The sequence below is a fragment of the Bacillus sp. SM2101 genome (assembly GCF_018588585.1).
Classification (GTDB): domain Bacteria; phylum Bacillota; class Bacilli; order Bacillales; family SM2101; genus Nanhaiella; species Nanhaiella sioensis.
The window spans coordinates 1-24,538 of record NZ_JAEUFG010000024.1 but is presented as its reverse complement, the minus strand read 5'-3'; the positions used below and the strand labels follow the sequence as shown (position 1 = coordinate 24,538).

Sequence of the window (24,538 nt, the reverse complement as noted above, 5' to 3'; positions counted from 1 at the left end):
GAGGGATGTCTGATAACAACAAAATTCCCTTTAATGAAGATAATTATACTCATAATATAGAGCGGAATAATGAAAGAAGACTGGACAGACGCGGGTTTATGAAAACATTGGTTGGAGCTGCAGGTGTATTCGCAGTGTCTTCCCTTCCATGGGGAGCAGTAGCAGCTAAAGAATTAATGGGTCTAGGAGACAAAGAATATCCACTTAAGAAAATAACTGACGTAAGCAACTTACCAATTGGTGATGCAGTAGAATTCAAGTTCCCTAGTGAGCATGATGACGCCATTTTGATTCGCTTGGCAGAAAACAAATATGTTGCATATCAGAATGCATGCACACATTTACGCTGCCCAGTTTTCTGGGTGAAGGAGGAAGGTGAAATGATTTGTCCTTGCCATCATGGCAAATTTGATGTTGAAACAGGTGCTCCTACTGCAGGACCTCCAAGAAGACCTCTGCCTGAAATAAAGGTCAAAGTTGAAAACGGTGCAATTTATGCAGAAAGGGTGAAGCGTTATGAAACGTAGCTATATAGGTGTAATCATCTTAAGCGCTATTTTATTATTAAATATTGTCTTTACCCAGTATATGGTTCATCAATACTATTATGAAAACTACGTAAATGTGTTGATTTTTGCCGGTTTAAATTTTGTATCATTCCCCTTAGCAATACTAGCTTATAAAAAGACGATTAACGTGAGGCGTGAGTGTGATGAACAGTGAAACTTATATTGATTTTTGTTTCGTAAGGAAGTCAACTGGCAACTTTATAGCTGTTGTTGAGCCTATGCTAACCGAGCTATTCAATGAGGTTAACTTAAACTGGTATCTTGAAGAAAAGAACGAGCAAGGCATCGATATCGTCGTAGCAGAGGTTAAGGGTATGAGCAGATGGAAATCTGAAGAAGAAACAATCCATTATATCGAAGACCACGCTCGCGACCAATTTTGGGAATATTTACAAGGATACAAAATGTATATATATCCTCCTAAGAAAGGGTGCAGCACTTGTGGAACTCGTTAACAAAAACGACTTGAATTCTTTTGTCCTACAAAATGTGGAGGTAGCTATTTTCGGTGATCAAGATGATGACAAAGCTCCCTTTGTACCTAGAATCATTCAAAAAACAGCTTTGTGTCCAGATGAGACTCATTTGCGCATTTATTTTGATCATATGAACTTCTTTGCAGTCCCGTTAAGTTCACATGTAAACAAACACGATAATGAATGGAAAGCTTTTGATTCAGAACAAGAATTATATTACGTAATTAGAAAGGTGAGTGCCTAACATGAGTAAGAACAAACGAATTACCCAGTGGAACCCAGAAGATGACAAGTTTTGGCAACAAGAAGGAAAAAAACATGCGACAAGAAATTTGTGGATATCAGTTCCAACATTAATGATGGCTTTTATTGTATGGCAAATTTGGTCAGTAGTAGCTGTACGCTTAAATGATATAGGTTTTAACTTTACGGCTGAGCAGCTATTTACACTAGCTGCAGTTCCTGGACTTGTAGGCGCAACATTACGATTCTTTTATACTTTTGCGGTAGGAACATTCGGTGGACGTAACTGGACAGTATTCTCAACAGCAATCCTTACAATTCCTGCAATCGGAATTGGGTTCGCGGTTCAAAATCCCGAAACTCCATATTCAGTTATGCTATTGCTAGCAGCACTTTGTGGACTTGGTGGCGGGAATTTTTCATCAAGCTCTGCTAATATGAGCTTCTTCTTCCCTAAGAAAGAAAAGGGAACAGCTTTAGGCATTAATGGTGGATTAGGTAATATGGGTGTATCTGTAGTACAATTTGTAACACCACTTATTATTGCAACTGGATCTTTAGCGTTTTTAGGAAAAGGGCAACAACTCACAAACGGTGAAGTAATATGGCTACACAATGCTGCATTTATCTGGGTTGTACCTATCGTCATATTGACCATTGTTGCATATTTCGGAATGGATAATATTCCTACTGCAAAACAATCTGTGTCAGATCAATTTGTTGTTCTTAAACGCAAGCATACATGGGTTATGACCGTTCTTTACGTAGCAACATTCGGTTCATTTATCGGTTATGCAGCAGCTTTTCCTTTACTATTAAAAGCTCAATTCCCAGAATATCTATCTGTCGCTTTCCTAGGTGCATTCCTTGCTGCAGCAGCAAGACCAGTTGGCGGATGGATGTCTGATAAATTCGGAGGAGCAATTGTTACCGCTTGGGTATTTATATCAATGATCTCTGGATCTATAGGTGTAATCTATTTTACAAATATGGAAGTTTTCTCTGGTTTCCTTGCATCATTCCTACTGTTATTTATTGCATCTGGAATCGGTTCTGGATCAACGTTCCAAATGATACCTGGTATCTTCCCTGTTAAAGAAGCAGCTCCTGTTTTAGGAATTACGGCTGCATTTGCAGCATATGGTTCATTCTTTATTCCAAAACTATTTGGGTGGTCTGTTGAATCAACAGGAACACCAGTCAATGCTTTTTATATCTTTATTGGATTGTATGTCATTTCATTAGTATTAAACTGGTATTACTATCAGCGAAAGGTACACTCAAAAGATAAAGAAGTTGCAAAAGCATCATAAATAAGACCTGGTGTGCTGCAATCATACTTTACATGTTAAAGAAATAAGGGGGGTGCATGAAAGACATGCCTAAAAAGCAAAAGAATATTTCATCATATATTATTCAGTCTCAAGAGGATGAAATTAAACGAATTGCTCTAGAATTGCATGAAGGAGTGAGTCAAAACCTCTATAGCTTATATACGAGTATGGAATTTTTAAGAACGGCAATAGATCAACAAGGAATGAAAGAATATATTGATGATATGACGCAAATGCTAGAAAAAACAATAAATGAAATGCGTATTCTTGCTGTCGAATTGCATCCACCTACCCTTCCTACTCTTGGCTTACTGCCTGCTTTGAAAAGCTACTTAAAGCTTTATACTTCAACATATGGAGTTATTGTTGAGGTAGTAAGCGAAGGCGATGAAATGAGAATGGATGAACGAACAAACATTACGCTATTTCGAGTGTGTCAGGAAGCCTTAGCTAATATAGCAAGGTACGCAGATGTAATGAAAGCTCATATTACTTTCATGTGGAAACCTAAGGTGTTAAAAATAAACATTCACGATTCTGGCAAAGGCTTTGATGTGAACACCGGCATGAAAAAATCCACAGGTCTTGCAGCTATGATCGAACGATTAGTGTTAATCGGAGGCACGTGCACCATTACTTCTAATATAGGAGAAGGGACTTCAATAGACATCACCCTTCCGTTATAGAGAAACATATAGGCAAGGGGTGTGCATAGCATATTCCCTTGTTTCTTTTTTAACATAATGACTATAATATAAGTGCAAACATTAGTAAGGGGGAGCGGGATTGATTACAATTTTGCTATGCGATGACCATGCTGTCGTACGAATGGGATTAAAAATGCTATTAAACAACCAAGGGGATATGCAGGTTGTTGGTGAGGCTTCTGAAGGGAATGAGGGCATTCAACAGGCGCTTGAGCTTAATCCAGATGTTGTCGTTATGGACTTAAGTATGCCCCATGGTAAAGATGGTTTATCCGCGACATCAGAATTAAAAAAGCTTATGCCTAATATAGCCATTCTCATTTTGACAATGCATGATGACGAAGAATATTTATTCAGAGCTATCCAAGCAGGTGCATCAGGCTGTATTTTAAAAAGTGCGCCACATGATGAGTTGGTTGCTGCTATTCGCTCTGTTGCGATTGGCGACGCCTATTTGCACCCTAATGCTACGAAACGATTGATGGAAGAATATCTCGGAAATGTGAAAGATGGAAATGCCGACACTTTTAACTTATTATCAAATAGAGAAAAAGAGGTCCTTACATTGATTGCTAAAGGCTTTTCTAATAAGGATATTGGTGAAAAATTGGTCATCAGTGTTAAAACTGTGGAAACGCATAAAGGAAATCTGATGGAAAAACTTAAAATGAAAACTCGTCCAGAGCTTGTAGCTTATGCATTAAAAAAGGGGTTATTAGGCTATGGAATATAAAGTAAGTAGGTTGGCAGCCTGCGATGAGCAGATTAATCAAGTATGTGAAAAATTATTATTACAATTAAAATGCGATTTTATTGGCTTAGCCCTGCAAAATACTGAAGGGCCCAACATAAAATGGCATTATGCTGCTGGAAACAGCAACGATAAATATAAACGCATAACACTTAGGTTTGGCAAAGGGATAGCTGGGAGAGTGATCTCTACAGGTAGGCCCATGTATATAGAAAATTTCCCAGAAAAAATATTGGGAAAGGCGCTTGAGTATCCTATTATGCTTGCTGAAAATATTCTTTTTGCGTATGCTGTCCCGATTTTTTTAAATAACATCCCTAAAGGAGTCATATTGGCAGGTAACAGGGAAAAAAGAGCTATAAATGAACCCGAACAAGCAACAGTTAGAGAAACAGCGAAAATATTGGAAGAGAAATTAAACAGACTAATTTAATGCAACTGGAGGCCAATAATATGGACAGGAATCATCTTTCACTTGATCCTACTAAGATTGATCCTGGTTCAAGAGATGCTACCATTCTCCTTAATGGTTCTGGCATCATCTCATATATAAACCAGCACGGATGTAACAATTTTGGTTATAAGGCAAAAGAATTAATCGGAAAGACGCTGTCATACATACTTCCTGACTTAGTTATAAATGAAAATCGTGAAGGTAAGATCATACACCAATACGGGAGACACCGTGATGGTCACACATTTTCACTTTTTATTAAAATAAGCTCTTTTAAACTACATAACGAGTTATTCTTCCTCATGAACTTATACACTGTAAAAGATAGGTCGAGATTAAACGAGCAACAAAGCTACCAATTGAATGAACTTGTTGACCTTAAATTTGCACTCGATGCCTCCTCCATTGTCGCGATCACTGACCAAAGAGGTATCATTAACTATGTTAATGATCAATTTTGTAAAATCTCAAAATACTCAAGGGACGAGCTTCTTGGGAAAGATCATAAAATTATTAATTCTGGCCATCATTCCAAAGAGTTTTTTAAAGAGCTTTGGACAACAATTTCCTCAGGTCATGTTTGGAAAGGCGAATTAAAAAACAAAGCGAAGGATGGTACATATTATTGGGTGGATACTACTATTGTACCGTTCTTAAATGAGGATGGGATACCTTATCAGCATTTAGCCATTCGCCATGAGGTGACTCAAAGAAAAAATGCTGAAGAAGAGCTTAAAAAAATGATGACAAAAATCATTGATATACAGGAAGATGAAAGGAAGCGCCTATCACGAGAGCTTCATGATGGCATAGGACAAAATTTATATAGCCACCTCATAACGATAAATAGGCTGAAGGAAGAAATAAACCACACACTTCTTGACCAACTTCAAGATGAAGCGACTGAAATTATTGAAGAGCTTCGTGATATTTCTTGGGAATTGCGTCCATCTGTTCTGGATGATTTAGGTCTCATCCCTGCCATTAGATCGTATTTAGTCCGTTATACAGAATACTATCAAATTAGCGTCCATTTTGATTGTTTTTTAAATTATCGACTAAACTCAAACAAAGAAATCACTATTTATAGAATTATTCAGGAAGCACTTACGAACATTAGAAAATATGCTCATACCGAAGACGCAACTGTTACCATTAGAGAAATGGATGAAGAAATCCGTGTAGTCATTGAAGACAAAGGTAAAGGTTTTAATATTGATAATATTTCGCGTGGAGTAGGACTGTTCAGTATGAAGGAAAGAGCAAAAGCCGCTGGAGGTTCTATTCGAATACATTCCACCGAAGGCAAAGGAACAACAGTTGTCTTAGAAATTCCGCTGGGGGTCTGACCCCCAACACTTTAATGTAATAACGTCATAAAACCCCTTTGTTTATTTAATGTATATGTTGATTGAAACAAAGTTAAACAGCCAAAAGAAAAATTGCTTTGAAAAAAATGATCTAAATGCACTGCTAATGTATTTATTAAACCTCTACTAAAACAGTTTTTGTAAACTTTGTTGCTTGTTGTCATTACCATAAAGAAGAAGTGATGCCACGATCGTGTTTATGATTAGTGTGAAAACAACCTTATAAAATGATACGCTTCTTCCTGAAATGCCCATATCAATTTATTGCTTCTTAATAAACATACACATCCCCTTACTTCACTTAGTATCTCAAACATTATAGTAGCCATGAAATCATGAAAGAAATTCCTAAATACAAGCAAAGAGGGGAGTATAATATTGTATCGTACTTTGAAAAGGTTGTATTTTTCACTCTCTTAAAGAACCCCAAATATTTAAAATCACCTATTGCTCTAATCAAAAAAATGAATGTAAGAATGATACTCGCCCATTTCACCCCAGAATTTAATTCCCAAAATGGAATGAGTTCATTTTGACCTAATAATATAACCCCCACACAAATTAACCCGACTGCAACAATGAGGGTTTCAAACCATCTAGGGGTAAACAATGTGCCTCCCTCTGTTTTTTCTGGTAATGAAGCTTGAAATCCCCATGTACCACCAAAAAGCCAATAAAAATGCAACAAACTAACTAAACCTAAAATCGTTACCGGTAAGTAAATAAACAATAGCTGCACCATATTACCTCCTAATGTAGGTTTTCGTACTTCGAGCCTCCATCAATTCCTTGCCAAACCACTTCAAACTGATCTTGGAAAATAGTAAAGATATCGTTACTTTGGCCTTCATTAACAGACCAACTAATTAAAGTATTAAAATAGATTCCTATTAGTACTGAGGCAATCGTCTTTGAGGAAAAATGTGTAGGTAACATGTCGTTTGTTATAGCGTCTTCAAGCAATTCAGCTAAGCTTTCTTTAAAAAAACCAATATTCCTTGTTTCATCCTTTAATGCTGATCTAATGGTTTCAGATAGCGTAAGCTTTAGGAGATCAGTATTTTCCAAATAGACGGATAATAGTTCCTTAAAAATAAGTAGAAGCTTTTTTTTAATTTTTAAATCCTGATGTTTTTTTATGATCTCTTGAAGTAAATCATTCTGAGAATGACCCAAATACAATAAAACGTGTTCCTTCTTCGGAAAGTAATTAAAAAATGTTCCTTTAGCGATTCCACATGAAGAAGCAATATTTTCAACTGTCACATTGTCATACCCATATTCCTTAAACAATTCAATTGATTTAAGAAATATCTGTTTTTTTAATTCTTTTTTTCGTTCTTCACGTAACATAGATTTTCCTCCTCTCTATTAAAATGACTATAGTCAATTTATGACTATGGTCATTTTAACACATACTCCTTTAAATTACAAATAAATACATTTAATAATCTCACATTCAACTCAAAACACTTCTTATTACTCATCCGTTCACGTATTAGACCCTTACACGTGAGTTATTTCAACCGCTGCTTCATGATGTCATTGTTAATTACCTATAACACTTAATGTAGTTTTTTTGGTTCACCTAGATCAATGGTCACTTCCATCACAATGAATAACATTGCTTAATATGTGTAGTTTTATTCTTCACCAATTATGAATACTGTTCAGTCAATAATGAACTAAAATGAATGATCAGCTCTTGAATGACTTAATCATTAACTTAACAACCAACACTGAGACTGCTAGTATGGTTACTCAACAATCTCGGACAAATCATAAAGAAAGACGCTTTTTATAGTAAAAAGCGCCACTTTTTGCTTATCATTCCCAGTAATCATATATATTTTTTCTGACCATTCCTCTACTGTGTTTAAAGGCTTTCATAGAGTAATGCATCATTCATACTTAGTAAGGAGGATATTTTCTAACACCTACCAAAGGCCAAAACAACCACATTAAATAACATTTTCTAATGAGTCATGGTAGTGTTATATATTCAAAGCAAATAATTTAAGCTCTTCCGTATCATTTGGAAGTGTCATATACCCTTCAAGCTCCATACCAAGCTTCTCTAATAATTTGGCAGACGAATAGTTATCTTTTGAGGTGATTGCTACAAGACGGTTTAAGTTCAGTCCTTTAGCAAATTCCACTGTCCCTCTAGCTGCCTCATACGCATATCCTTTAGATTGATAGTCAGCCAAAAATGCGAAACCAATATCCACATCCTCAAGACCGGCCCTCTTAATCAGCCCACACAAACCAATCGGAGTGTGATCTTCCTTAGTCTCTGTCAAGAAAAGGCCAAAACCCTCTCGTTCATACATCGCTCGAGGTCCAGATGCAATATAATCTTTCGCATCATCCAATGTCTTAATTCCCTTATCTCCTATGTATTGAAGCCATCCAGGCTCATTCAATAATGTTAGGATAAATGCATCATCACTGTATTCTACCCACCGAAGAATTAATCTATCAGTTTCGATAACTTTCACTCGAATCACCTCGTTTATGATCTCGATTTCTATTAAATAGTATAACATTTCGACCTAACTTATGACGTCATGCAACTTGGGAGTCACTTCTTTTTCGGGTTATTTATTTTTTCCTACAAGATTCTTTGTTTATGAGATACACATTATATTGATTAAGGACACACACAGAGGCTATTCCGGCGTTTATTTATTGCTTTTCGTAATAAGAGCTAAACATGAATATAACTAGTATTCGGGGCATCTCATCTTTTATAAAAAATGATTTAATGCACATCATGTCCTATAATGTAAGCGAAAAAGCAACAAAGGTTACGCACAGATTTTATAAAGAACATTTGGATTAATTATCCTCTAATATTCCCCTGCCCACAATTTCTAGGACAGGGTACAAAGTCTATTACTGGATGGGATTGTAGCTCCACCTAGTCAATCGCTTGCTCTAGCACGGAGTTTTATATTTATAATATCTATACGCAGCATAGTACATAAAAAAAAGATAATTTCATTTAAAAGCATTTAGTCAATAATCGTCACATACACACCCCATAGTTACATAGGAAAGCTCAAGATAACTAGGATAAAATAGTGCTCATTTTTAATGATAATTTTGTGTGCAATTATAGAATGTTTATGACCAAAATTTCCACCATTTTTTTTTCTTGGCTACGGCTTGTTTCTTTGCTTCCATACTTTGATTCAGCAACACCATTAGCTTTTCATCAATCATCTTTAATGTTTCGTCTAATAATTTCTGCTGTTCTTCAAACTTCATAACGTTGTATAAATCACTTATTTTGGAGACTTCCTTTTCCACAACCGCTTCGATATTGCTCTTTGTTGCCAATAATGATTGCAAAAGGACGACCTGACTGCCCGTATTATTCCCCTGTGGCCCTTGTTCTCCTTGCGGTCCCTGCTCTCCTTGTGGCCCTTGTTCCCCTTGTAGTCCTTGTTCTCCTTGCAGTCCTTGTTCTCCTTGCGGTCCTTGTTCTCCTTGCAGTCCTTGTTCTCCTTGCAGTCCTTGTTCCCCTTGTAGTCCTTGTTCTCCTTGCAGCCCTTGTTCTCCTTGCAGTCCTTGTTCTCCTTGCAGTCCTTGTTCTCCTTGCAGTCCTTGTTCTCCTTGCGGTCCTTGTTCTCCTTTCGGTCCTTGTGATCCCTGTTGCCCACGTGGTCCTTCTGGCCCCTGTTTTCCTTGTGGTGGTGGCGGTATGATCTTATAGCTGTTACAAACGTTATCTTTTTCATCGTTATACATCATTTTCACCTCATTTTTTTCTTTATATTATGAGGATTGAAATTAGCATGTATAGACGTGTGTGTAGTCTCAATTAACTGTATATGTGTGTATGTATCATTCATTTCCTGATTTTATAAATTCATTTTTCAAGAGTTTTAGTGTTGTATTTAACAAAGGCTGTTTTCGCATTGATTGTTGCTTTTCGTTCAAAGATATAAGCACGTAAACATATAGCATTCGTGGCATCTTTTCTATTTAAACAATTATTGAGCACTCCTAAAACTCGTCAAACTGTCCATTTTTAATCAAAATAGCAACAAAGTTTACGAAAAGAGCCTTAACAAAACAAATGGAAAATTAATTTAAATTATAAAAGCACCCATATTTGAGTGCTTTCACTAAAATAAGGGGGTAAAACACAAATATTGAAAAAACCTTAAATTGTATCGGGATAAACTTAAACATTTTTACGTACTATTGGAAAGATATATAAAACTATATGGTAGAGCCCTCTAGCATTATCAATGGTCAAATTCATATTTTCTATTAACGAAGTTTATATCTAGGAGTGATACAAATTTCACCAGAAGCAGGATTATCAAGTGCTGGTGCAGTAACTTGAATATTATCAAAATCAGTTACGGTGAACGCGACACAGCTGTCAGCGAATACGTTTACTGAGTCAACGACAGTTGCACCTCTTCTGAACATTACTATAAATGTTGCAACTTGACCTGCAGTGATTGAGATGGTTCCAGTAGCTGTAACCAATACATTCGTTACATAAACTTCTTGAACTGCATTAGCTGTTAATGTGAAGTTACAACAGGATTGATCTTGAAAAAATTCACTTGTAGAACAGCATGAAAAACAACAATCTTTGTGAACACCTTTTTTATCTTTACATGAACATGACACAAATTTCACCCCCTCAACCATTATTTATAATAGTTAATGCAGTTATACAGCTTTTGGTATAGGTATATTTCTAACTGATGAGGCCCTTATTTTGTTAGCAAAGTGATATGGGTTATATATTCAGCACGTAGAGTGAAAAATTTACATAACATAAATTATTGTTAAACTCTAAGAAAAATTTGAAAAGAGAGGTGAGAACACATTGTGTCTATGTCTTTTAATAATCAACTAAAACACTGTATAGAAGCCAACAAAGTATTCGATTGGATTACTCCCTTGCTTAAAATAACGATTAAAGAAGCGATTGATATTAAAGACAACCTCTTTGAAGATTGTGTATGCTGTGATTTCAGTGTTCCATGTAATAGTGGCAGCCCCTTTACAGTCTGGAAGAGCATCGGAGTGGAAAATGTGACGGGTAATTTCTCTATCTTTTTCCAAAGTGGTTGTGACGGTGAATTAGTAGTGTTCGTAAATGGAGAAGAAATTAATATTATTAATGAGGGACAAGAATTTTGTGCAACATTTGCTGATATGAAGTCAATTGAAGTTCTTTGTCGCAATGAAACAGGGGAACAAGGAGTTTGTAAAGGTGAGCTGAAATTAAATATTAAGCACAAACCTACTGGTGATGAAATCGACATTAAGAACGTAAAATGTTTTATTTCAGACAGTTATGGAAAACGACTAGAGCCACACAGTTTCTGTTTTATTAAGTGTAAAGAACTTTCCAACCCTAAAAACAGAAAAGAAGTAATCGTCAAACTTCCTAATGGGAAAACAACTACATTACAAAAAGTAGTTGTTTTAAAACAAGGCTTTGTAACAGTTGTAATTTTTAATAAAAAGGGAGAGGAAAGTACTTGTAGAGTATTTCCATTTTGTGAAATTGAAACCTTTTTATTATGTGCACCTGTTGGCACAACCGTTGACTGTAAAATTGATGATGTTATATGTGAAGCTTTCCTTGTTCCATCTTTAAAAGTACCTAACTGTTTTGAGTTATTTATAAGACTTGATATTTGCCAAAACATAAAAGTAACAGGAGCGGTCAAACTAAAAATACTAGCTGAGCAATGTAATCCACGAGATAATGTGATACCGGAAGAAATTTGTCAAGTTGAATCCGAGCCCCCAGCTTGCCCGTTTTTTTAGTGGGGGCAAATAGTTCTTTATTCTATTGACTGTCTGAATTGATTCAGAAACCACTTTATAGATTAATAGTAAATATAAAGATATTATATTATTCTTCTCCACCTTTTCCTCTTCAAGATCTTTAAACATACATGTATGAAGTTCTGTAATTCTTTGAAATGTACCAATATCATGAATCAAATTAGGACAAACATACACACTTTTCTTATAAATAATTCCATAAAATAATGTATTAAAATATATTTTTAAGGTAGATGATAAAATGAAACCAATAGTCTCAGGCTACACAGGATTTTCATGCTGTACAAGAAAAGAAGCAAAATGTTGTAAACAGTTATGTTCTCAAGGAGATATAAATTCTCCAAATATTACTGGTATTATACCAATAAATACAACGCGAGTTATTTATGAAGCAATCCCAGATAATATTGGTAAAACAGGGATGCTTACATTCCATAATATCCCTAACGGAGGAAATGGACCTATAAATTTAACCTTAGTACCTCATGTCGGACCCTCACCTCCAGATATCACCATAAACCCAGAAGAAATTCAAACAATATCTTTTGAAGATATGATAAGAATTGAAGCAAGTACAACAGAAGAATTTTCTGGAGAATACTCATTCGAAATTTGTACATTATTAGATGCAAAAGACAATTGTTGTGAAATATTATGTTCACAAACTAATCCAGTTCTGAGTACTCAAATAGAACCTAATCAAATACAACCGGACATCATTTACCAAAACTCACCGAATAATATAGGAAAAACAGGAATGATTTCGTTAAGAGATGTTTCAGAACTTATCACTTTAAATTTTGAACTTCAAACAGGAGTTACAATACCTATTATGGTAAATAGTGACCAAGGAATAACTATCCCCTTTGAGGATGTAGTGGAGATTAATGTAAATAACGCTTCTGATGAGGTTGTTAATTTGGTATACACAATATGTACATTACTAGGTTCAAACAAAGCTAAATAAACTTTGTTTCTATATATACACACCTCATGTTCTCCATTAGTTAATTTAGCGGTGGATTGTCTCCATTTAATTAATTTAACTTACAAGAAGTACATTATCTTTTCTTTAGCCTACACAACGGATTTATGCTTTCGAAAGGATGTTCATTCTTTATAATTGAAAACAAATTTTTCTATCGGATTAATAATTAAATGAAACTATAATGAGTTTTTGAAATTTAGTATGATCTATCTAATAGAAAATAGATATGTTTAATAACATTCTCAAATACTGCAAAAAAACTGGTTAGCACTATAACTAACCAGTTTTTTATTACAAAATTATTGTTCGACTTCAATCATTCAATATTATACAAATAAAGTTTATCTTTTAATGATTTAATCCAACACTAGGTTAAGACTGAGTTTTAGAATGGCCTGGAATTGGGTATCATTTTGTGATACTAAAAGATGGAACAATCATATGGTGTCACAGTCTAGGAGTGATGTCTCATCATGTAGGAGATTCAAACAAACATAATTTGTATTTACCTTGAGGGTGACTTCCGTTTTGAAAAACCACCTCTCTCACAAAGAAGGTAAGATCAATAATACTTACCTTTAGGTAAGTACCTGTACTAATTGTGCGTACTTACATAATATGTGCTGTTGAGTTTATAATAAATTCCGAGGTTAAAATAAATAAAATTTAGGAGGATGACATGAAGACTCTTGTTGTCATAGCACACCCAAATATAGAAACATCCGTTGTTAATAATAGATGGGTTGAAGAATTAAAAAAACACCCTGAACAATATACTATCCATGAGATATATAAAGTTTATCCTGATGGGAAAATAGATGTAGAAAAAGAACAAAAATTGGTTGAATCTCATGGAAATCTTATTTTTCAGTTTCCTATCTTTTGGTTTAATTGCCCACCTCTTCTTAAACAATGGATGGACGATGTTTTAGCTCACGGATGGGCCTTTGGTCCAGAAGGAGATAATTTACAAGGTCGTAAGCTTGCTCTTGCTGTATCTGCCGGAATAAGAAATGAAGATTACAGTGATAATGGAAGATATCAATTCACACTTGAACAGATTTTAGTTCCATTTAAAACAACTGCTTTATATTGCAAAGCAGATTATCGTTCGTTCTTTGCGTTTTATGGCGCAGAATATGAACCATCGAAGAGTGAAATTGAACAAAGTGCGCATGATTTTCTAGAATTTCTTAAGGCAATATAACAAAAAAAGTATTCTCTAATTCAGAGAATACTTTTTTTGTTATAACTCCTACTTGCCAACTTCGGAGACTGACAAACGATTTTTCTCTCCCCACTCGCACATCATATCTAATAACGGAATGAGGGAAAGTCCTCGTTCAGATAATGAATATTCAACTTTTGGAGGTATTTGGGGAAACTCTTTTCGTATAATAAGATCATCTCTTTCAAGCTCTTTCAACATGACACTTAACGTTTTAAATGGAATTGTAGCAATACACCTTTTCAACTCATTATGACGCATAACCTTATTTTCAAAAAGCCAATACATAATAATCATTTTATATTTACCGCCTATCAATGACAGTGTATAACCAAAATCAGTACTTTTTAACTCAACACCAGTTGGAACGCATGTTTCACTCACAACTTATATCCTCCTTCTGATCAAATAGTACATCCTCTAAGTAGCTATATTTAATAATATATCATAGTCATTATTCATTATTCATCAAATAGGGGTTCAGTCCCGAACATGTGGATTTACAATGCTAAGCTATTTAAGTGCTTATAACCCCTCTTCCGCAACAACAACCGATTGATCAAGCTTAGCTTGGCTCTTTATTTGTTTACTTTTTTCACGTAGATATATGATACTAAAGTCCAGTCTCTGGAGCTTGAATGGCAATTTAAGTATTGATATGGCCTTTTCACCTTCTGTTTTTAACAATGATTAAAAGAGTCGGAAAAAATTCAGTTGTAGTAACAATAATCAAGATCTAAATAGTAAAAAGTCTAAAAATAAGGATAATACATTCTACACATGTCCATTACTGTACCATCCCTTTTACTTTTTGTTTCACAAACGCGCTAAAACATAGACTTGTTTGATTACATTTTCAAATATATGCAAAAAAACTGGTTAGCACTATAACTAACCAGTTTTTTATTATAAAATCATTGTTCGAATTCGACCATCCAATATTATACTAATAAAGCTAAGCTGTAATTTGAAAACTCTTTTCTAAAATTTAATCAATCCTACTCAACAGTTACTGATTTGGCAAGGTTTCTAGGTTTGTCAACGTCGCAGTCGCGGTGTAGGGCTGCGTAATAAGAAATAAGTTGTAAAGGAATGACTGATACGAGTGGTGTGAGTAGCTCGTGAACAGTAGGGATGACAAAACGATCATCATCACTCTCCAAACCTTTCATAGTGATAATACAAGGGTTAGCACCACGTGCAACGACTTCTTTTACGTTTCCTCTAATACTTAAGTTGACAAGGTCTTGCGTGGCAAGTGCAATGACAGGAGTACCGTCTTCAATAAGGGCAATTGTTCCATGCTTTAACTCTCCGCCAGCAAAGCCTTCTGCTTGGATGTATGAGATTTCTTTTAACTTAAGTGCACCTTCAAGTCCTACATAATAGTCTATTGAACGACCTATAAAGAAGCAGTTTCTCGTTGTTGACAAGTACTCGCGTGCAATTTGTTCAAATTCTTCTTTTTCATTACATAGCACTTCCATTGCATTTGCAGCCATTCCAAGCTCTGTCACAAGGTCAAAATCTAAGCGTTCACCTTTTCGTTCAGCTGTTACTGCAGCTAATATCGCCAGTACAGCGATTTGGGCAGTATATGCTTTTGTTGATGCAACTGCTATTTCAGGTCCAGCATGTAGCAATAATGTGTAATCCGCTTCACGTGATAGTGTAGATCCCGGTACATTTGTAATCGTTAAGGCTTTATGACCAAGTTCCTTCACTTGGACAAGGACAGCTCGACTATCGGCTGTTTCACCACTTTGAGATATAAAAATAAACAGTGGTTTTTTCGATAACAGTGGCATATTGTAAGAAAATTCACTTGCTACGTGTACCTCAACTGGTACTTTAGCCATTCTTTCAATAAATTGTTTTCCGACTAAACCGGCATGATAACTCGTGCCACAAGCTACAATATAAATGCGATCTGCTTCGTCTAATGCCTCACTAATATGATGATCAATAGCCAATTTTCCACGGTCATCTTGATATTGTTGAATAATTTTGCGCACAACAAGTGGCTGTTCATCGATTTCTTTTAACATATAGTGTGGGTATGTTCCCTTTTCTATATCACTCGCATCAAGCTCTGCAGTAAATGGCTCACGTTCTTTGACGACACCTTGTAAGTTTTTAATAACCATTTGCTGCGCCGTAACGATAACAATTTCCTTATCCATTAATTCGATGAACTGATCTGTTACTTGTAACATCGCCATTGCATCACTTGCAACAACATTAAAGTTGTCACCGACTCCAACTAATAATGGACTTTTATTTTTGGCTACATAAATCGTCTCATCATTTTCTGCATCTATCATTGTAATCGCATATGAACCTTTCAGTGCACTCATTGTTTTACGAAAGGCTTCTTCTACAGATAAACCTTCAACGACAAATTGCTCAATCATTTGGACAATAACTTCTGTATCTGTTTCACTTTGCAAAGTAATATTCTGTAAATATGCATTCTTTAACAATAAGTAGTTCTCTATTACACCATTATGCACTAACGTGAATCGACCAGATGCACTTTGATGAGGATGCGCATTAGTTTTACTAGGTACACCATGTGTAGCCCATCTTGTATGGCCAATCCCCATCGATGAGTCTACTTGACTATCTACATTTTCTCGTAATGTAGCAATTCGTCCCTTTTCTTTAAATACGTGTACACCAGATTCATTTACTACTGCTATTCCAGCTGAATCATAACCACGATACTCGAGTTTCTCAAGCCCTTTTAATAAAATTTCCTTTACATCCTGTTGACCAATATATCCTACAATTCCGCACATGTTTCTTCGTCCTCCCTAATAATAAGGGGGCAAGGAAGTATGGGGACTTACTCGCCCCCTTGCCAAGTTGTTTTTTTTGCTGATTATACACATACGCTTGTGCAAAAAGTCACCTCTTTGTTTTCGTATATGCTTGCGGTCGTAATCAGTGCAACCGGGAGGTATCCGCCGATAAATCGATAAACCTCCTCCTCGTCAACTAAGTTGTTCGTCCTTTACTTAGTTCAGGCGCTTAAATATGTCGTTTTCCTACCCTACCTTTCTGTCCTTGAATAAAGCTATACCTAATATCTTACATGATTTCCATTCGTATCGTCAAATTTAACTGTATATTTTCACCACTGACCTCTAATCTTAAGCTATTGCTCTATTTATAAAATATGCATGATAAACACATTACGTGTTAGTTAAGCTGCCCATGAGCAAGATAGCATACTAAAAACACCCACACATATCTATTTCTTGTGAGGGTGTTTTCAGCTATTATTAAGAGCGAACTTGTACACATATTCTTCAAACGTTTAGCAAGTTTATACCTCTGATGTCTCTTCCTTCACGACAGCAACAATGCGTTCAACATATTCTTGGCACAATTCCTCTGTCGATGCTTCTGCCATCACACGAATGAGTGGTTCAGTACCAGATGGACGGACCAGAACTCGACCATTTCCATTCATTTCACGCTCAACAGATTCGATCACTTGTTTGATTTTATCATTTTCTAGCACTTTATTTTTATCAGTAACTCTCACATTCACTAGTAGCTGAGGAAACTTTTTCATTTCATTCGCTAGTTGAGACAATGGCTTTTGTGTTGCTCTCATAATGTTAACGAGCTGAATCCCTGTTAATAAACCATCGCCAGTCGTGTTATAGTCTAAAAAGATTATATGACCTGATTGTTCTCCACCTAGGCTATAACCATTTTTCTTCATTTCTTCGACAACATAACGGTCACCTACCGCTGTTTGTATACTTTGTACTTCAATTTCTTCTAATCCTTTATAGAAACCAATATTACTCATTACAGTAGAAACGACTGTTTGATGCTTTAGGCGTCCCTGCTCTTTCAAATATTTACTACAAATAAACATAATTTGGTCACCATCAACAATATCACCGTTCTCATCAATAGCAATTAAACGATCTCCATCACCATCAAATGCAAGACCAAGGTCAGCCCCTTTTTCTTTAACGAGATCTGACAAACTTCCTGGATGTGTTGAGCCCACGTTATCATTAATATTCACACCATTTGGTGAAGTTCCCATCGTTGATATATCTGCTTCTAAATCAGCAAAAAGATGTGGTGCTAATGATGAAGTAGCACCATGCGCACAATCAAGTGCGACGTGTATGCCAGAAAAGTCTTCATCAACAGATTGTTTTAAAAACTGTAAATATTTTTGTCCACCTTCAAAGTAGTCATTCACTTGCCCTAAGTCGCCTCCGATTGGACGTGGCAACTCATCTTCAGGTCGATCCAGCAATTCTTCTATCTCTGCTTCTTGTTCATCTGACAATTTAAATCCATCAGGACCAAAGAATTTAATCCCATTATCTTGAACAGGGTTATGAGAGGCAGAAATCATTACACCTGCTTGAGAACCTAGCGCTTTCGTTAAGTAAGCAATACCTGGTGTAGAGATAACTCCTAATCTCATCACTTCGGCTCCAATTGATAGTAGACCTGCGACAAGAGCCCCTTCAAGCATATGACCAGAAATACGGGTGTCTCTCCCGATAAGAACTTTAGGACGTTCTTCATCCTTTGTTAGGACATACCCTCCAAAACGACCAATTTTGAATGCTAATTCAGGCGTCAACTCACTATTAGCAACCCCGCGCACTCCATCTGTACCAAAATATTTACTCATTTCCTTTATTCGCTCCTTTTTAGGACAATTACCGTTTATATATTTACTCAATACCAGATATATTAACTTTCACATTTTCTATAGGTATTTCCAAAGAAATATCAACTGGCTCAATGCCTTCTTCATTTAAAATAGACACCTCAACAGGTACTTCAAAATCTCCTACAGGTAAATTTGCTACATCAATCGTTACTTTAATATTACTGTTGCTTATATTTTCAATAGAGCTCTTTCTACCTGTTACCGTTATATCTAGTGCTCCGTTTTCTAGGTCAGAAAAGCTTAGGGCTAAGCCTTCTCCTAACCCTTCAGAAACGATCGGTATATCGATAAAAGTTTCTGTAACCTCTTCTTCTACATCAATCGCAACCTTCACTTCTACAGGGTCTATTTTCGTAGCTCCTTCAGGAAGCTTAATAGGGATGATGATTTCTTCATCTTTAGTTATACTATTAAGATCGATAGGAATGTCGATGACATCATCTTTCGTAATACTATCAATGACGTTTTTCGGTCCATAGACTGTTACTTTATCCGGAACCATTTCAATGTTCTTGATGTATATACCTTGTAATGTTCCTTCTTCTATAAAATTAAGGGGTACTACTTTATTTGGACTTATAATAGAGACCCCAACACTAATGTTTGCTGGTTCAACCTCCACATTTAATGGTTGCCCGTCTTTATCATGTACTGTCACTGATGATTCAAGCGTTACATCATCAATAACATCCTGTAAATCAATATAAGCTCTTACGATTGCAGTTCTTTCAACCTCTTCTTTTGCCCCTGTTATGGAGACTATAGTAGGTTCAGGTACCAAGTTTTCTACAGTATACCCTTCTGTTACTAAAGATTCGTTATAATCCACTTTGATAGCGAATTCTTGCGTTACTTTTTCATGCAATGCTACCTCATATCGGGATGTGGGTTCAAATGTAACGTTTACCTTATCATCCACATTCTCATATTCAAGCGTTACTAAGTAATTACCCTCTGATTTGTTTTCTAGGTTAGCGTAAACTTTTATATTTCTTAGCGCTATTATCGTTTTAACTTTGCTTGTTGGCCCTTCTAATCTCACATCAACTGATTGAGGAACACCTGTTACAACAAATCGCTCTTGATCATATAAAACCTCAACAGGTATATCTTCTAATATTTCAGTTGAATCATCAAAAAGAGGGAGTGTGAGGCTTCCATCACTCTGCTCTTTCTGTTCCTGAATATAGACAGACATATATAACATCAACGCCAATAACAGGGCGATAATCCTCATAAACCACCGATTGTTCATGAACCTATCCATTTTTTTGCCACCTCCATTGCCAACGAGTAGAAGTAGCTTGGTTTTGAGTTGGTTTTAGTTCATTTGTAAGAAGTTCTCGAAAAGAATCTTGTGTTAAATCTCTATGTAATTCACCATTCTTAGTTAGAGAAACACTACCAGTTTCTTCTGAAACAACGATCGTAAGGCTATCCGTTACTTCACTCACACCTAGCGCTGCTCGATGCCTCGTTCCAAGCTCTTTAGATATAAATGGACTTTCTGACAATGGTAAATAACACGCAGCTGCAGATACTTGATTATTTTGTAACACGACTGCGCCATCATGAAGTGGTGTATTTGGGATAAAAATATTGATAAGCAATTCCGAAGAAACCTTAGCATGAAGTGGTATTCCTGTTTCAATATAATCGCTCATCCCTGTTTCACGCTCAATCGTAATCAAAGCGCCAATACGACGTTTTGCCATATAATCTGTAGCTTTTACAATGGCTTCAATCGAGTTTGCTTGTTCTTCTTCCTCATTAATCGTAATTCTTGAAAAGAATCTACCTCGTCCTAATTGTTCTAGTGCACGACGGAGCTCAGGCTGAAAAATAATAATGATAGCTAAAAATCCCCATGTTATCACTTGATTCATTAACCATCCTAACGTTTTTAAGCCTAAATACTGACTTAATATGTGAATGGTTATAATAACAGTGATTCCTTTGAGAAGCTGTACAGCTCTCGTTCCTCGTACGACCATTATTAGCTTATAGATAACATACCAAACAACGAGAATATCGACGATAATACCTAGATAATTAAAGATTGAGAGACCCTCTGAAGACATTCTCACACTTCCTCCATTATTCAAGTACTTGACTTACTCTTCTATATAAATATGACTATTATAGCATATATCATACCAAACCTAATTAAACCTAAAATAATGTATTATATATTATTATTAGTATTAAGTTTTTTCGCAAACGTTGTAGCCAACGTGAAATTTACAAAAAAGCTATATGGGGCCTTCATTTCATAAAAAAATAGACGCTCTTTTCGTAAACCTTGTTCCTTTTTCTACTTTAATTTGAGTAAATGGTGAATATTATATGGTTTACATAGTTTTAGAGGAGAAAAGATGCCCCTCGCTTAGAGGTATTCGCGTTTAGCTCTTATTGCACAAACCAACAATTACTGCGAAAACAACCTTAGAAAAAAAGGGCATCTTTATTAAGATGACCCTCATTATTCTGTATCTACTTTGACTGATCTTGGTCAAATAGATTTACTGTATCCTTTGCAATATCCTTTAGATGATACCATAACCATTCAAATAATTCATTAATTTCCTTAATTTCGCCCGTAACATTACCAGCAGAAGCAAGATACTGATCTCCATTAATCACTGTTGCATCACCGTTAATTTCCCCTTCTATTTTGAGCGTACCATTTTTTACAATGACTGGCCCTTCAACTATTTCACCTTCTGGAACGGTCACAGTAGTGTTTTGGATAATTAGATTCGGTTGCTTAGATACAGAAAACTGGTCATCCTCTGTCCAGTTTGAAAAAATACTACCTGCCATTAAGACGATAAAAAGCGATGCCGCTGTTAGAAAAGGATGATTTCTCAACCAACGCCTTGCGCCAGCTGATCGTTTTTCTTTAGGCAAACTTTGCATGACGTTATTTGTGAAATTGCTAGGTGCCTCTACATGTGAAATACTTTGGACGAGCGCAATTGATTTTTTAAGTTCATGGAAGTGCGCCTCACAGTCTTCACAACTTTTCACATGATCAATTAACAAGTTTTTATCTTCTAGTGAAATATCTTCATCTAAATATTCATGCATTAAATAAACAATGTTCTCAGGACATTTCATTTTTAATCACCCCTTCATTATACATTTCGAAGTTGGTTTCTTAATGCTTCTCTACCACGATGAATCCGTGTCTTTACGGTACCTATAGGTAAATCCAATATTTTACTAATTTCCTTCAAAGGTAATTCATCAATATATTTCAATACGATGACTGTACGATATTTTTCTGGAAGCTTCAATATTTCACCTTGGATGGTTTCATGTAATTCTAGTCTCTCAAGCTCTTCTTCAGGCAAAGCTTCATCGGCAGCTACATTAGAATACATAGTCAGCCCGTCTGTTCCAGAAACTTCTGCATCTAAATAATAGTCTGGTTTCTTTTTCCTAATTCTATCAATTGAAAGATTTGTAGCAATTCGGTATAACCAAGTCGAGAATTTGAGATCTTGATTAAAGCTTTGAATATTTGTATATGCACGAATAAAAGCTTCTTGGGCAATATCCTCAGCCTCATGACGATTTCCGAGCATTCTATAGCATAATTGAAATACTTTATCTTTATAAATTTCTACAATTTCTGCAAATGCGTTTTGATCTCCTTTAATAACTTGTTTTATTCTTTTTTTAACAATTGTTTCCATATCATTCATACCCCCGCTCCATGCGGCTAGCTTATTTACGTCTCTAACTTATAAAAGGTTTCAAAATATGCATATAAATATTTTAACAAAATTAAGGAAGGGTGTGTTTAAAATAGTATAATTTCCATGAGGATTACAAAATTCGATGATATAGGAAGGGAAAGTTCGTAATAAAGAGAGAGTTTATAGTAAGCAATCATTTCTAATATATTATATTATCTATAGTCAACGTGTTTCCTAATAAAATTAGGTGGAGATTTCACTCCACCTAAAAACACAGTCCATACATCTTTCATTAAAGTAGTTTTTCTCCAAATAGCGAGCCAATTAATGCTACTGCAACAGTAGCTGTAGTATTTCTTTCATCAAGTATAGGGTTTACTTCAACAAATTCAGCAGATGTAATAATATTTGCTTCTGCTAACATTTCCATTGCTAAATGGCTCTCACGATAGCTTATCCCACCAATTACTGGTGTGCCTACACCTGGAGCATCATGAGGATCCAAGCCATCTAAATCTAATGACAAGTGTACACCATCAGTACGATCTTTAAGGTAATTAATAGCTTGCTCCATAACATTAGCCATACCTAAACGATCAATCTCATGCATTGTATAAACAGTTATACCTTTTTCTTTAATAAGTTCTTTTTCTCCGTCATCAAGTGATCTTGCACCAATAATAACGATATTTTCAGGTTTAACCTTTGGAGTATATCCTGCTATCTCTGTTAAGGTCTTATGACCAATACCCATACTTGTTGCTAACGGCATTCCATGGATATTTCCTGTCGGAGAGGTTTCCTCTGTGTTTAGATCTCCATGAGCATCGTACCATATCACACCTAAATTATTATAACTCTTCGCAACTCCAGCTAATGTTCCAATGGCAATACTGTGATCTCCACCAAGAACTAATGGAAAACGTTTTTCTTTAATTACCCCCTGGACTTTATCTGCTAAACGTTCACTCGCTTCAGCAACCGCTTTCAAGTTTCGGAGTTTATGATTTTCAACGATAGCATTTGCTCTCTCAGGTTTACCAATTTCAATATCCCCTAAATCTTCTATTTCATAAGATAAATTCTCAAGTCTTTCTGTAACACCTGCGTAACGAATCGCGCTAGGTCCCATATCTACCCCTCTACGCATTTGTCCTAAATCCATAGGTACCCCAATTATTGATACTTGTTTCATCACAACATTTTCCCCCTTCTAGACTATACTTATATTTTATCTGTAATAGCATCAATGATTCAACTTAACAACATTTTGTATATATATACAAAGAAACATCTAAATCACATGATTTAGATGTTTCTGGTAGTATGTATTTTTACCTATCAAAAAGATATCGTCTTAAGAGTGAGCCATGGAGGACTCGAACCTCCGACCCTCTGATTAAAAGTCAGATGCTCTACCAACTGAGCTAATGGCTCAAAACAAAAAACTAAAGTGGCTGGGCTAGCTGGATTCGAACCAGCGCATGACGGAGTCAAAGTCCGTTGCCTTACCGCTTGGCTATAGCCCATTATTATTCAAAAAACATGGTGGAGGGGGACGGATTCGAACCGCCGAACCCTCAGGGAGCGGATTTACAGTCCGCCGCGTTTAGCCACTTCGCTACCCCTCCATATGTTTATAGATGGTGCCGGCGAGAGGACTTGAACCCCCAACCTACTGATTACAAGTCAGTTGCTCTACCAGTTGAGCTACACCGGCTTAATATTTAATGGTGGAGGATGACGGGATCGAACCGCCGACCCCTTGCTTGTAAGGCAAGTGCTCTCCCAGCTGAGCTAATCCTCCGTGGTGACCCGTACGGGATTCGAACCCGTGTTACCGCCGTGAAAGGGCGGTGTCTTAACCACTTGACCAACGGGCCAATACTTCTCATTGTAAGCTCCCAACCGGGCTTGAACCGGTGACCTCTTCCTTACCATGGAAGTGCTCTACCTGCTGAGCTATGGAAGCATGGCTCCACAGGCAGGATTCGAACCTGCGACCGATCGGTTAACAGCCGATAGCTCTACCACTGAGCTACTGTGGAACAATGAGCCTGGCAACGTCCTACTCTCACAGGGGGAAACCCCCAACTACCATCGGCGCTGAAGAGCTTAACTTCCGTGTTCGGTATGGGAACGGGTGTGACCTCTTCGCCATC

The 24,538-nt window shown here is 36.2% G+C and carries 26 protein-coding genes, 8 tRNA genes and 1 rRNA gene; 13 read left to right on the top strand and 22 right to left on the bottom strand.

The window, feature by feature from the left end:
• Positions 1-5 precede the first annotated feature (5 nt).
• The 9 genes from JM172_RS18810 to JM172_RS18770 all read left to right on the top strand — a co-directional run bounded on the left by JM172_RS18810 (position 6) and on the right by JM172_RS18770 (position 5,883).
• Complete coding sequence (locus tag JM172_RS18810) at positions 6-527, top strand: Rieske (2Fe-2S) protein (RefSeq protein WP_214483909.1); 522 nt, start codon at positions 6-8, stop codon at positions 525-527.
• Positions 517-723, top strand: coding sequence for a hypothetical protein (locus JM172_RS18805; RefSeq protein ID WP_214483908.1), 207 nt, complete (start codon positions 517-519; stop codon positions 721-723). The genes JM172_RS18810 and JM172_RS18805 overlap by 11 nt, the downstream gene beginning before the upstream one ends.
• The gene (locus JM172_RS18800; protein ID WP_214483944.1) at positions 713-1,024 is read left to right on the top strand and encodes a hypothetical protein; all 312 of its coding nucleotides are present in this window, start codon (positions 713-715) and stop codon (positions 1,022-1,024) included. Before JM172_RS18805 ends, JM172_RS18800 begins: the two co-directional genes overlap by 11 nt.
• The gene (locus tag JM172_RS18795) at positions 1,011-1,289 is read left to right on the top strand and encodes a hypothetical protein (RefSeq protein WP_214483907.1); all 279 of its coding nucleotides are present in this window, start codon (positions 1,011-1,013) and stop codon (positions 1,287-1,289) included. Before JM172_RS18800 ends, JM172_RS18795 begins: the two co-directional genes overlap by 14 nt.
• Position 1,290: 1 nt before the next feature.
• Positions 1,291-2,601 (top strand): MFS transporter, encoded by a 1,311-nt coding sequence (locus JM172_RS18790; protein WP_214483906.1) that lies wholly within the window; start codon positions 1,291-1,293, stop codon positions 2,599-2,601.
• Between the two features lie 65 nt (positions 2,602-2,666).
• Positions 2,667-3,308 carry a sensor histidine kinase gene (locus JM172_RS18785; RefSeq protein ID WP_250886764.1) on the top strand — a complete coding sequence of 214 codons (642 nt, stop codon included), beginning with the start codon at positions 2,667-2,669 and terminating at the stop codon, positions 3,306-3,308.
• A 100-nt stretch (positions 3,309-3,408) separates the two neighbouring features.
• Positions 3,409-4,062, top strand: coding sequence for a response regulator transcription factor (locus JM172_RS18780; protein WP_284730479.1), 654 nt, complete (start codon positions 3,409-3,411; stop codon positions 4,060-4,062).
• The gene (locus JM172_RS18775) at positions 4,052-4,513 is read left to right on the top strand and encodes a GAF domain-containing protein (RefSeq protein ID WP_214483904.1); all 462 of its coding nucleotides are present in this window, start codon (positions 4,052-4,054) and stop codon (positions 4,511-4,513) included. The genes JM172_RS18780 and JM172_RS18775 overlap by 11 nt, the downstream gene beginning before the upstream one ends.
• A gap of 20 nt (positions 4,514-4,533) precedes the next feature.
• On the top strand, positions 4,534-5,883 hold the full coding sequence (locus tag JM172_RS18770; protein WP_214483903.1) for a sensor histidine kinase: 1,350 nt from the start codon (positions 4,534-4,536) through the stop codon (positions 5,881-5,883).
• Between the two features lie 337 nt (positions 5,884-6,220).
• Here the strand turns inward: JM172_RS18770 and JM172_RS18765 are convergent, their stop codons facing one another.
• The 5 genes from JM172_RS18765 to JM172_RS18745 all read right to left on the bottom strand — a co-directional run bounded on the left by JM172_RS18765 (position 6,221) and on the right by JM172_RS18745 (position 10,560).
• On the bottom strand, positions 6,221-6,643 hold the full coding sequence (locus tag JM172_RS18765; protein ID WP_214483902.1) for a DUF3995 domain-containing protein: 423 nt from the start codon (positions 6,641-6,643) through the stop codon (positions 6,221-6,223).
• 11 nt (positions 6,644-6,654) lie between these two features.
• Positions 6,655-7,257, bottom strand: coding sequence for a TetR/AcrR family transcriptional regulator (locus JM172_RS18760; RefSeq protein ID WP_214483901.1), 603 nt, complete (start codon positions 7,255-7,257; stop codon positions 6,655-6,657).
• 641 nt (positions 7,258-7,898) lie between these two features.
• Positions 7,899-8,405, bottom strand: a complete 507-nt coding sequence (locus JM172_RS18755) for a GNAT family N-acetyltransferase (RefSeq protein WP_214483900.1) — start codon at positions 8,403-8,405, stop codon at positions 7,899-7,901.
• A 628-nt stretch (positions 8,406-9,033) separates the two neighbouring features.
• Entirely contained in the window at positions 9,034-9,660 is a 627-nt protein-coding gene (locus JM172_RS18750; protein WP_214483899.1) for a collagen-like protein, read from the bottom strand.
• A 528-nt stretch (positions 9,661-10,188) separates the two neighbouring features.
• Positions 10,189-10,560, bottom strand: a complete 372-nt coding sequence (locus JM172_RS18745; RefSeq protein ID WP_214483898.1) for an S-Ena type endospore appendage — start codon at positions 10,558-10,560, stop codon at positions 10,189-10,191.
• Between the two features lie 210 nt (positions 10,561-10,770).
• Between JM172_RS18745 and JM172_RS18740 the strand changes: the two genes are divergently transcribed.
• The 3 genes from JM172_RS18740 (at position 10,771) to JM172_RS18730 (ending at position 13,931) form a co-directional block, all read left to right on the top strand.
• A complete protein-coding gene (locus JM172_RS18740; RefSeq protein WP_352223829.1) occupies positions 10,771-11,715 on the top strand; it encodes a BMQ_0737 family morphogenetic spore coat protein in 945 nt (314 codons plus the stop codon).
• 262 nt (positions 11,716-11,977) lie between these two features.
• A complete protein-coding gene (locus tag JM172_RS18735; protein WP_214483896.1) occupies positions 11,978-12,703 on the top strand; it encodes a hypothetical protein in 726 nt (241 codons plus the stop codon).
• A gap of 700 nt (positions 12,704-13,403) precedes the next feature.
• Positions 13,404-13,931 (top strand): NAD(P)H-dependent oxidoreductase, encoded by a 528-nt coding sequence (locus JM172_RS18730; protein WP_214483895.1) that lies wholly within the window; start codon positions 13,404-13,406, stop codon positions 13,929-13,931.
• 48 nt (positions 13,932-13,979) lie between these two features.
• On the opposite strand, the gene JM172_RS18725 is transcribed toward JM172_RS18730, so the two are convergent.
• Together JM172_RS18725 and glmS are read right to left on the bottom strand one after the other, a co-directional pair.
• Complete coding sequence (locus tag JM172_RS18725) at positions 13,980-14,336, bottom strand: winged helix-turn-helix transcriptional regulator (RefSeq protein ID WP_214483894.1); 357 nt, start codon at positions 14,334-14,336, stop codon at positions 13,980-13,982.
• A gap of 614 nt (positions 14,337-14,950) precedes the next feature.
• Positions 14,951-16,753 carry a glutamine--fructose-6-phosphate transaminase (isomerizing) gene (gene glmS, locus JM172_RS18720; protein ID WP_214483893.1) on the bottom strand — a complete coding sequence of 601 codons (1,803 nt, stop codon included), beginning with the start codon at positions 16,751-16,753 and terminating at the stop codon, positions 14,951-14,953.
• A gap of 39 nt (positions 16,754-16,792) precedes the next feature.
• Between glmS and JM172_RS18715 the strand changes: the two genes are divergently transcribed.
• Complete coding sequence (locus tag JM172_RS18715; protein WP_214483892.1) at positions 16,793-16,936, top strand: hypothetical protein; 144 nt, start codon at positions 16,793-16,795, stop codon at positions 16,934-16,936.
• 347 nt (positions 16,937-17,283) lie between these two features.
• On the opposite strand, the gene glmM is transcribed toward JM172_RS18715, so the two are convergent.
• From glmM to rrf, 15 genes are all read right to left on the bottom strand, one after another.
• Positions 17,284-18,630: a phosphoglucosamine mutase gene (gene glmM, locus JM172_RS18710; RefSeq protein WP_214483891.1), complete on the bottom strand. Its 1,347-nt coding sequence runs from the start codon at positions 18,628-18,630 to the stop codon at positions 17,284-17,286.
• A gap of 43 nt (positions 18,631-18,673) precedes the next feature.
• Entirely contained in the window at positions 18,674-19,939 is a 1,266-nt protein-coding gene (locus JM172_RS18705; protein WP_214483890.1) for a CdaR family protein, read from the bottom strand.
• A complete protein-coding gene (cdaA, locus tag JM172_RS18700; protein WP_214483889.1) occupies positions 19,932-20,753 on the bottom strand; it encodes a diadenylate cyclase CdaA in 822 nt (273 codons plus the stop codon). Before cdaA ends, JM172_RS18705 begins: the two co-directional genes overlap by 8 nt.
• A gap of 412 nt (positions 20,754-21,165) precedes the next feature.
• The gene (locus JM172_RS18695; RefSeq protein WP_214483888.1) at positions 21,166-21,792 is read right to left on the bottom strand and encodes an anti-sigma factor family protein; all 627 of its coding nucleotides are present in this window, start codon (positions 21,790-21,792) and stop codon (positions 21,166-21,168) included.
• Positions 21,793-21,809: 17 nt separating this feature from the next.
• Positions 21,810-22,373, bottom strand: a complete 564-nt coding sequence (gene sigW / locus JM172_RS18690) for an RNA polymerase sigma factor SigW (RefSeq protein WP_214483887.1) — start codon at positions 22,371-22,373, stop codon at positions 21,810-21,812.
• Positions 22,374-22,668: 295 nt separating this feature from the next.
• A complete protein-coding gene (rocF, locus tag JM172_RS18685) occupies positions 22,669-23,571 on the bottom strand; it encodes an arginase (RefSeq protein WP_214483942.1) in 903 nt (300 codons plus the stop codon).
• Positions 23,572-23,740: 169 nt separating this feature from the next.
• A tRNA-Lys gene (locus JM172_RS18680) sits at positions 23,741-23,813 on the bottom strand.
• Positions 23,814-23,830: 17 nt separating this feature from the next.
• Positions 23,831-23,905: transfer RNA gene (locus JM172_RS18675), tRNA-Gln, on the bottom strand.
• 17 nt (positions 23,906-23,922) lie between these two features.
• Positions 23,923-24,007 (bottom strand) — tRNA-Tyr (locus JM172_RS18670).
• A 13-nt stretch (positions 24,008-24,020) separates the two neighbouring features.
• Positions 24,021-24,096: transfer RNA gene (locus JM172_RS18665), tRNA-Thr, on the bottom strand.
• Positions 24,097-24,107: 11 nt separating this feature from the next.
• Positions 24,108-24,183: transfer RNA gene (locus JM172_RS18660), tRNA-Val, on the bottom strand.
• A gap of 1 nt (position 24,184) precedes the next feature.
• Positions 24,185-24,259 (bottom strand) — tRNA-Glu (locus tag JM172_RS18655).
• Positions 24,260-24,275: 16 nt separating this feature from the next.
• Positions 24,276-24,348, bottom strand: a tRNA-Thr gene (locus JM172_RS18650).
• Position 24,349: 1 nt separating this feature from the next.
• Positions 24,350-24,424 (bottom strand) — tRNA-Asn (locus JM172_RS18645).
• Positions 24,425-24,431: 7 nt separating this feature from the next.
• Positions 24,432-24,538: ribosomal RNA gene (rrf, locus tag JM172_RS18640) — 5S ribosomal RNA — on the bottom strand; the annotation flags it as partial.